This window comes from Aggregatibacter actinomycetemcomitans (genome assembly GCF_003130205.1).
Taxonomy (GTDB): Bacteria; Pseudomonadota; Gammaproteobacteria; order Enterobacterales; family Pasteurellaceae; genus Aggregatibacter; species Aggregatibacter actinomycetemcomitans_A.
Map to the genome: position 1 here is coordinate 60655 of NZ_NRDF01000010.1, position 9702 is coordinate 70356.

Below are 9702 nucleotides of genomic sequence, written 5' to 3' on the forward strand. Positions count from 1 at the left end.
GCTGAAAATATTGAACCCTTTACCCGATAATTTAAACCAAAGTGCGGTGGATTCTGCGGAAATTTCCACCGCACTTTTTGCGTCTGATAAGTCTGATAATCCCTCACCACATGAAAATCATGGATTGAACAATGCCATTAAGATGATTTAAACGAATTTCAACTGCCGGCAAAATCCGCTCAAGCCAATATTTTGCCGATCAGCACAAAAGGGAAATAAAGAAGACATCAACGAATTCGGCGAGTTTTTGCTGAATATTCATATTGAAAAAGTGGAACGGCTGAAACTGATTAAACGCTTTGCCCCGCTTGCGGCATTAACCCGATCCAGCCTGAAGAAGACTAAGATTTGCCAATGCCGTATTGTCGTAATTTGTTGGCAATTGCCGTGTGAGATACGCCCAAACGGGCGGCAAGTTTTCTGGAGCTGGGATATTTCGCATAAAATTTGTTTAGCACCGCCGCTTCAAATCGTCCCATGATTTCGTCTAAAGTTTCACCTTCCATAACAAAACCGTCCATATCCTGCGATGTAGAAACTTGCGTCTTCAGCCCTAAATCTTCAATAAGTAAATGATTTTCTTTGGCTAACGAAACGGCGCGATACAGCGCGTTATAAAGTTCACGAATGTTACCAAGCCAAGGATATTGTTGAAGATAATGCAAAAATTCGGCGTCAAAGTGCGGTGCGGAAATGCGGAGTTTTTCACTGATTTCAGCGATAAATTGGCGGGCGAGAGGTTCAATATCCTCTACACGCTCACGCAGTAAAGGCAGGTTTAGCGTCAGCACATTTAGCCGATGGAACAAATCGCTACGCATTTTACCCTGTTCCACATAATGCTGTAACGGCTGCTGCGCCGTGCAAATTACGCGTACATCGGCATAATGCTCTTCTTCCTCACCGACACGACGGAACGTGCCGTCACTTAAAAAACGCAGAAGTTTCGCCTGCAAAGTCAGCGGCAACTCCTCGACACCATCTAATAACACCGTGCCGCCATCGGCATATTCAAAGAAGCCGATAAATTCGCCGTCTTTATTACGCCGTCCGAACATTTCCGTTTCCGCGTCTTCTCCGGGAATGCCGGCACAGTTTACGGCGAGAAATATTTTATTTCGGCGCGTACTAAAATCATGGCAGGCTTTGGCAATCACGTCTTTTCCCGTGCCGGTTTCGCCTTGAATCACCAACGGCGCATCCAATAACGCAAATTTTCCGGCTTTCGCGATAACATCCCGCATGCGTGGATTTTGGGTCACAATGAGTGAAAAAGGATCGGTGTTTGGGGAAGTTGCCATAAGTGCCTCAATAAATAGAAAACGGCATAATCATACCGCTACAAAGCAAAATCACCAACTATTTGGCAACTTTTGTTTACAGTTTATCTTTCTGTTTAAATTTTACGTTATCAAAAATGGTTGAGCCAAGATGGCTTAATAATTCCTTATGCATTTGCGATAAACGCGGTTTCTCATTGGCTTGAAATGCCAACGGACGGCAAAATTCCATGGCTTTAATGCCTAAACGTACCGTCAGCAAACCGACGCCAATGCCTTGTGCCGCACGGGCGGAAAGTTTGGCTGTAAGATCCTGCGAGAGCCAATTCACGCCAAGATCCTGAATTAACTCCGTCGCACCGGCAAACGCCATATTCACCAACACCATACGTAATAAACGAAGACGGCTGACATAGCCCAGCTCAATGCCGTAAAGACGCGCAATTTGATTCACCAAACGAATATTACGCCATGCGATAAAAAACATATCCGCCAACGCCAATGGGCTGATTGCCACCAAAGCCGCCGATTCGGCAGTGGCTTTGTTAATCAGTTTTTTCGCTTGTTTATCAAAAGATTGCAGCACATTCTGACTAAATAAATGCAATACTTCCGGCGCCGAATAAGATTCATTTACCTGCTGCTGCCATTGCGTTAAACCGTCTTGCTGTGATTCAAGGTGCATCAGTTTGCCGATTTGTTCGCATAGCGCAATCGCTTGTTGATTGTTTGCACTTGAAAATTCACCTGAAAAAACGACCGCACTTTTGAGCAATTCCCGGCTTTGGTTTTGCATTTCGCCACGCTTACGCAGCAGCACCAGGCGTCGCCATTCGCCGATGATGGCGGATAAACCAAGCAACACCGCTAAACACAGTACCAAGGAAAACGCAAAATAGATCCACTGATTTTGTTGCCAGGTATCCATCAGCCATTGCACCGCTTGCGCCACTGTCGCCGTAAAAAACAAAAGTGCGGTGCCGACAAGCACACGTTTCCACCAGCGGGATTGCGGTTGAATGCTTTGTTCAAATTGCTCTTCTAACAGTTCCCCTTCCCGCGCCACATTGTCCGCTTCCGTATCCGGCGCAGCCTGCTCTTCACGAAATTCCTGCTTGGCGATAAAGGGCTCCTGCTGTTCTAGGTCATCGGCTTGGTCAAACACTTTCTTATCCATTTCCTCGCTCCTTTTATAACTTATCGCCCAGCAAAAACTGCAACACGGCATCCATACGTAAGTGCGGTATATTTTCGCCCTGTTCTAAACGGCGCGGTTCAAACTGATCAAATTCAAATTTCCGGGTTTGCCAAAAATCGGCGCTCGGCAATTTACCCGGTACGCTACCGGGATAAATCGTCACCTTTTTCTGATCGCTGCTACGAACGCCCTGAATGGCTTTAAATTGGCGACCGTTTTGGTTCACTACCACCTGCTGCGTCGCCCGAATGGCAGCAATGGCGGTGTAATCCGTGGCAATATCGGCAAATTCCACATACCGCCCGCCTTCCTGTACCAATTGACGCATCAGACTGACCAAATTGGCAAACTGATCCGTAGTAATATGATCCGCCTTGGTTGCGATAAACATCAATTTATCGATTTTCGGTGAAAAAATCCGATTTAGGAAATGGCGCTTTCCGTAGTGAAAGTTGCGAAAGAGCTGATGTAACGCCAACTGCATATCGCCAAAGGCTTCATGACTATGATTCAATGGTGTTAAACAATCCGCCAGAATCACCTGCCGATCAAAAGTGGAAAAGTAATTTTCATAGAAATCCTTTACAATCCGCCGACGGTAATAATCATAGCGTTTTCGCAGTACGGCAAAATAGCTGTTCTCTTTCGCTTCTTTTTTTATCTGCTGCCATTGTGACTCGGTTAAATGTAACAAAGGGAAGAATTGCAAGGCAGGTGCACCATCCAGCTCACCGGGTAACACAAATCGTCCCGGCTGAATAAAATGCAATCCCTGCTTTTTACATTGCCACAAATACTCCGTGTAGTCTTTAGCCAGTTGCGCCAAAATGTCCTCATCGGCAACATCGGTTAAGTTGATTTTCTTTGTTTTATCCAACCAAGGTTGCGCCAGTTGCAGATGAGTCGCATTGAGCTGGCGTTGCAATTCCTGCGACCACTGTTGAAAATCCAATTCCAGCAAAGGCAAATCCAACAACCATTCGCCCGGATAGTCAAAAATATCCAGATACAACGTGCCTTTTTCTTTAATATGACGCAATAAGCCCGAACTGCGCTGATAACGAATCGCCAAACGGGTTTCGCTTACCCCTTTGGTGGATTGCGGCCAAACGGGCGGTTGCTGCGACAAAGCATTAAAATTGCCATCATAATCAAAACGGGGAACGGATAAATCCGGTTGCGGAATACGTTTTACCGCAATAATCCCGTGCCGACGTGCCGCATCAAAGAGCGGCAGATGGCTATTATCCACGTGATTAATATGTAACAACTGGTTAATCAAGCTCGTGATGAACGCGGTTTTTCCGCTTCGGCTCAACCCCGTCACAGCAATGCGTAAAGTGCGGTCTAATCCGCGATTAACCAGATCCTTTAATTCTTTTTGCAGATGATTTAGCATGGTTTTCGTTCTTCAATATTTGTGCAATAGCGCAATAATTATGACGAATATTATACTGAAAAAATGAAGATAGGCTTAAATTAACGACGTTTCTCCCAAAAAGTGCGGTCATTTTCTACGGTGAATCCTGAGAAAAGGCATATTCGCTAGAATATCCACGGAATATATTTTACAATTTAGCATTCGTTTTTTAGAGAACCGCGAAATCTGTTGTTATGTTGAATAAAAGAATCCTTACGTCATATTGTTTGCTCGCTTTTGCGGTTAATTCCGCAACGGCGGCGCCGCGCGTGCCGGAAGAGTTGACAAACAACGGATTGATTTATTGTACTCATGCTTCCAGTTTTTCTTTTAATCCGCAAACAGCCGATGCCGGCACCAGCATGAATGTAGTCACCGAGCAGATTTATAATAAACTTTTTGAAATATCCAATACCAGTGCGGTACCGACGCCGGTATTGGCGCAATCCTATTCTCTCTCGCCTGACGGCAAAGTCATTACGATTCATTTACGCAGAGGCATTAAATTTCACCACACCGATTGGTTTAAACCGACCCGTGATTTCAATGCCGATGATGTGGTTTTTTCGCTAAATCGCGTGCTGGGTTATGAAACCTATTTACCGACTTTAGAACAAACCTCGGTTAGCTATAAAAACCCGCAGTATCGTATCTTTCACGAACAGGCAAAAAAGGTGCGCTTTCCTTATTTTGAAAGCATTAAACTGAATCAAAAAATCGAATCGGTAAAAGCCATTAATCCGCACACGGTGGAAATTACCTTATTTAAACCGGATTCCTCCATTTTGTCCCATTTGGCAAGCCAATACGCCATTATTTTCTCGCAGGAATATGCCGTACAGCTCAATGCGGATGACAATTTGGTACAATTGGACACGTTGCCCGTGGGAACCGGTCCGTATAAAGTGAAAAATTACTTTCGTAATCAGTATGTGCGTTTAGAAAAAAATAAAGATTATTGGAAAAAAGACGCCAAAATTAACGATATCATTATTGACCTATCAACGGATCGTACGGGGCGGTTGATTAAATTTTTCAACGGCGAATGTCAGATTGCGTCCTATCCCGAAGTCAGCCAATTGGGTTTATTACGGGAAAATGACGAACGTTATTACATTAAAAGTGTCGAAGGCATGAATTTGGCGTATCTGGCATTTAATTTTCAGAAAACCGCTATTCAAGACGAGCAATTACGCCACGCCATTTCGCAAGCGATTAATCGACAACGGATTATCAAAACCATCTACCACAATACGGCAACCGTGGCGAATAATATCATCCCGAACATTTCTTGGGCTTCTGCAGTGAACACCCCTGATTTTGACTATGATTACAACCCGCAACAGGCGAAGAAAATCTTACAGGATAAGAAGTTAACCCTGAGTATGTGGGTTCTTAATGAAGAACAGGTATATAACCCTGCGCCATTAAAAACAGCGGAACTCATTAAAGCGGATTTAACCAATGCCGGCGTTGAGGTGAATATTCGTTCCGTCACCCGCACCTTTTTAATCGAGCAGTTACATAAAAAAGCCGAAGATTACGACATGATTTTAACCGGCTGGCTGGGGGGAAATTTGGATCCGGATAGTTTTATGCGCCCAATTTTAAGTTGTAGTACCTCAAATGAAATTACCAACTTATCCAACTGGTGTAGCGAAAAATTTGATCAAATTATGGATGAGGCGCTGGATACTTCCAATCAGCGCGTACGCTCCGCTGCTTATAATCAGGCACAGACATTAATTTTATCGGAGTTACCAATCATTCCGATCGCGAATGTTAAGCGGGTTTTAGTTGCCAGTTCGCGTGTTCAAAATATCGACATGAGCCCTTTCGGTAGCCTGAACTTTTCAACCCTCTCCCTGCGAAAAGGACACAAATAATGTTTAATTCACTGATTCGGCAATGTGTTTTTCTCGTCTTAACGTCAATTATCCTCACATTGATAAGTTACGTTATTTTAATGCAGGATCCGTTAAATGCCGAACTGGCGACACCGCATTTTTATAACGGTTATTTTAATTATCTGGGCAACCTTACCCGTGGCGATTTGGGTATCAGTTACAATGGCGGGCAGCTGTTAAAATCCACGATTTTTACCGTTTTGCCACCCACCCTTGAATTGTGCTTTTGCGCCATTTTGTTGGCGGTGCTGTTCGGCATTCCCCTTGGTTTATTAGGCGCTATTTACCAATCGCATTTCATCGGAAAAACTACCCGCACTTTATCGTCCATGGGGTTAGCCATGCCGGTCTTCTGGATTGCGCCGATTTTATTATACGCCTCCGCGATAAACGGCTGGGAAATTGCCGCAATCGGACAATACAATTTACTCTATGAAATCACACCGATAACCGGTTTCCCTATTATCGACGTATGGTTTGTCGAAGCGCCTTATCGGCTCAAAATCATTCAAAATGTGCTACAACATTTGGCATTGCCCAGCTTAGTGTTAACCATTCTGCCAACAATGGAAATTGTCCGTTTTGTACAACAACAGGCGGAAACTATTTTTCAGCAAAATTACGTTAAAGTGGCTGCCACCCGCGGTTGGTCAAAATTCAAGGTGCTACGCAAATATATTTTACGCAATACTCTGCCTATGCTTATTCCGCAAATGACCCGTTTATTCACATTGGTCATCACACAATGTATGCTGGTAGAAAGCACCCTCGGTTGGCCGGGAATCGGACGCTGGCTTATCGACTCGGTCACCCAGCAGGATTACAACAGTATTTCAGCGGGCATTATTACTATCGGATTATGTATTATCTTCATCAAATTATTCTCCGAAAGCTTAATCTTTATTTTGGATCCGTTAAATAAGAAGGGCTGGTATGCAAGATAGAGAACCGGAAGACTTTCGCGAAACCGCAACCTTAAAACATATTTGGCAGCTGTTTCGTAAAGACCGCATTGCGTTGTTCGGCTTCTACGCATTTTTACTGCTAATTTTGACCGCACTTTTCGGGCCGTTACTTGCGCCTTATCCAAGTGAAATGCAGTTTGTCGGCAAAGAACTGACACCGCCCTCTTGGGCAAGTGACGGGCAAATCGCCTACTTCTTTGGCACCGATGATATTGGGCGAGACGTATTCAGTCGTATACTTATCGGCACCAGTTATACCGTCGGCGCCGCGGTTATTGTCGCCATCATTACCGCCCTTGTCGGTGGCGGGCTGGGCATTTTGGCGGGGATGTCACAAGGGATTAAATCCCGTGTTTTAGGGCATTTTCTTGATGCGTTTCTGACCATCCCTGTGCTTTTAGTGGCAATTATTATTGCGACACTCATGGAACCAAATTTGATCAACGCAATGTTATCAGTCGGCTTGGCGTTATTGCCGTATTTCGTACATGAAATCTATCTCAGCATTCAGCAGGAATTAAAGAAAGAATATGTGCTTATGTTGCGTCTGGATGGCATTTCAAAACAGCTTTTATTAAAAGATACCATCTTGCCGAATATTGCCATCCGCTATATTCAGGAAATTTCCCGTGCTTTCAATATCGCCATTTTAGACATAAGCGCCTTGAGTTTTATCGCCCTCGGTGCACAACGTCCCGCACCGGAATGGGGCGCTATGATCCAAGATTCTTTAGAGCTGATTTATCTCGCCCCTTGGACCGTGATTTTACCTGGGCTGGCAATCATTCTGAGCGTATTAATTAGCTTAATTTTCACCAACGGGCTCTGCAAAGCCATTGATAAATATTATGAGTAGGTAAGAAATGGCTTTATTGGATATTCGTAACTTACGCATTGATATTAAAACGCCGGCAGGGCTTATTCGGATCGTTGATAACGTCAGTTTAACCTTAAACGAAGGGGAAATTTGCGGTTTGGTCGGCGAATCCGGCTCCGGTAAAAGTTTAATTGCCAAAGTCATTTGTAATGCTTTCAAAGATTCCTGGATTGTCACTGCCGACCGCTTTCGCTTTAACGACATTGAATTACTCAAACTCACACCGACCCAACGGCGCAAAATAGTTGGCAAAGAAATTTCTATGGTGTTTCAGGATCCGCTCACCTGTCTTGATCCCAGCCAAAAAATTGGCAAACAACTGATTGAAAGCATCCCGAACTGGACGTTTAAAGGACACTGGTGGCAACGCTTATTCAATTGGAAAAAACGTCGCGCCATCGAATTATTGCATCGTGTAGGGATCAAAGAACACAAAGAGATCATGGCAAGCTACCCGCACGAATTGACCGAAGGGGAAGGGCAAAAAGTGATGGTTGCCATCGCTGTGGCAAACCAACCGCGTTTACTTATTGCCGACGAACCGGCAAATTCCGTGGAATCCATTACAAGGGTACAAATATTCCGTCTTTTATCCAGTATGAATCAAAACCAAGGCACTTCTATTTTGCTTGCCAGCAATGACATTAATAGTATTAGTGAATGGTGTGATTCTTTTATTGTGCTTTATTCCGGACAAAACGCGGAATCGGGACCGAAAGAAAATATTTTGGAAAATCCTCATCATCCTTACACGCAAGCCTTGTTACATTCCATCCCGGATTTTACACAGCCCTTACCGTTTAAAGGTTATCTGGGTACGTTAAAGGGGTCAGTACCCTTATTGGAGCAAATGCCGATCGGTTGTCGCCTTGGTCCGCGTTGCCCTTTCGCACAAAAAAAATGTATCGTAAAACCGACCGCACTTCGTATTAAACAACATGAATTTTTCTGCCATTTCCCGATTAATTTGCGGGAAAAGAAAATCAAAGAAAAAGAGCAGATTCAACCGCTCACCCTAAACACCGATAAACAGGAATAAGAAATGCCGTTATTACAAGTGGAAGATTTAACAAAATCCTTTAAGGGTAGCCTCAGCCTCTTTAGCTCCGGCTATTTTCACGCCGTGGAACAAATCAGCTTTAGCCTTGAAGCCGGTAACACCCTGGCAATTATCGGAAGAAACGGTTCAGGAAAATCAACCTTAGCAAAAATGATTGTGGGTATCACAAAACCCACATCAGGAAACATTTTGTTTAAAGACAATCCCCTCGTATTCGGCGATTATCATTATCGCGCCAAGCATATTCGCATGGTATTCCAAGATCCGAATACGGCTTTTAATCCGCGTCTAAATGTTGGTCAAGTGCTGGATGCCCCCCTACTTCTCACGACAAAATTTGATGAGCAACAACGCAATCAGAAAATTTTTGATATTTTAAAACTCGTAGGAATGCACCCGGATCATACCAATATAAAAATCAATACGCTTTCCGTCAGTCAAAAGCAACGTATCGCCCTAGCCCGCGCACTGATTTTAAATCCGGAAGTCGTTATTATTGATGATGCGCTTGGTTCATTAGATGCCACGGTAAAAACACAGCTGACCAATCTCATGTTGGAATTGCAGGAAAAACTTAAACTTGCCTATATTTATGTCGGACAAAATCTCGGTATCATCAAACACATTGCCGATACGATTCTCGTGATGGAAGACGGGAAAATGATTGAATATGGCGATACGCATTCCTTATTTACCGCTCCTAAAACCGATGTAACCAAACGCCTCGTTGAGAGCCATTTTGGTAAAATTCTGGATGATTCATCCTGGAAAGATGAAGATCTAGCCAATAAAGTGCGGTAAAAAATTTCGGTGTTTTTTTAAATCAAAATCCACTTCATAACCCCAAATTCCAATCCCGTTTACCCTACCCAAAAACAAAAAGCCCCGATGCTCTCACATCAGGGCTCCCTATCAGGCTTGGCGGTGACCTACTCTCACATGGGGATACCCCACACTACCATCGGCATTACGGCATTTCACTTCTGAGTTCGGTA

At 44.0% G+C, this 9702-nt stretch carries 9 protein-coding genes and 1 rRNA gene; 6 read left to right on the plus strand and 4 right to left on the minus strand.

Annotated elements, in window-relative coordinates:
* Positions 1-10 precede the first annotated feature (10 nt).
* On the plus strand, positions 11-151 hold the full coding sequence (locus DK423_RS11040; protein WP_005555931.1) for a hypothetical protein: 141 nt from the start codon (positions 11-13) through the stop codon (positions 149-151).
* Between the two features lie 190 nt (positions 152-341).
* Here DK423_RS11040 and DK423_RS08075 read toward each other — a convergent pair whose 3' ends face one another.
* From DK423_RS08075 to DK423_RS08085, 3 genes are all read right to left on the minus strand, one after another.
* Entirely contained in the window at positions 342-1301 is a 960-nt protein-coding gene (locus DK423_RS08075) for a sigma 54-interacting transcriptional regulator (protein WP_005555929.1), read from the minus strand.
* 76 nt (positions 1302-1377) lie between these two features.
* Positions 1378-2457 carry a TIGR01620 family protein gene (locus DK423_RS08080; protein WP_061886904.1) on the minus strand — a complete coding sequence of 360 codons (1080 nt, stop codon included), beginning with the start codon at positions 2455-2457 and terminating at the stop codon, positions 1378-1380.
* A 13-nt stretch (positions 2458-2470) separates the two neighbouring features.
* The gene (locus DK423_RS08085; protein ID WP_005555925.1) at positions 2471-3877 is read right to left on the minus strand and encodes a YcjX family GTP-binding protein; all 1407 of its coding nucleotides are present in this window, start codon (positions 3875-3877) and stop codon (positions 2471-2473) included.
* 215 nt (positions 3878-4092) lie between these two features.
* Between DK423_RS08085 and DK423_RS08090 the strand changes: the two genes are divergently transcribed.
* The 5 genes from DK423_RS08090 to DK423_RS08110 are packed head-to-tail and all read left to right on the plus strand — an operon-like array spanning position 4093 to position 9508.
* Complete coding sequence (locus DK423_RS08090; protein WP_061886167.1) at positions 4093-5784, plus strand: ABC transporter substrate-binding protein; 1692 nt, start codon at positions 4093-4095, stop codon at positions 5782-5784.
* Positions 5784-6749, plus strand: coding sequence for an ABC transporter permease (locus DK423_RS08095; protein ID WP_061886561.1), 966 nt, complete (start codon positions 5784-5786; stop codon positions 6747-6749). Before DK423_RS08090 ends, DK423_RS08095 begins: the two co-directional genes overlap by 1 nt.
* Positions 6739-7626: an ABC transporter permease subunit gene (locus DK423_RS08100; RefSeq protein ID WP_005555920.1), complete on the plus strand. Its 888-nt coding sequence runs from the start codon at positions 6739-6741 to the stop codon at positions 7624-7626. Before DK423_RS08095 ends, DK423_RS08100 begins: the two co-directional genes overlap by 11 nt.
* 7 nt (positions 7627-7633) lie before the next feature.
* Positions 7634-8686, plus strand: a complete 1053-nt coding sequence (locus DK423_RS08105; RefSeq protein WP_061886560.1) for a peptide ABC transporter ATP-binding protein — start codon at positions 7634-7636, stop codon at positions 8684-8686.
* Positions 8687-8689: 3 nt separating this feature from the next.
* Entirely contained in the window at positions 8690-9508 is an 819-nt protein-coding gene (locus tag DK423_RS08110; protein WP_032996765.1) for a peptide ABC transporter ATP-binding protein, read from the plus strand.
* A 115-nt stretch (positions 9509-9623) separates the two neighbouring features.
* Here DK423_RS08110 and rrf read toward each other — a convergent pair.
* Positions 9624-9702, minus strand: a 5S ribosomal RNA gene (gene rrf, locus DK423_RS11695); the annotation flags it as partial.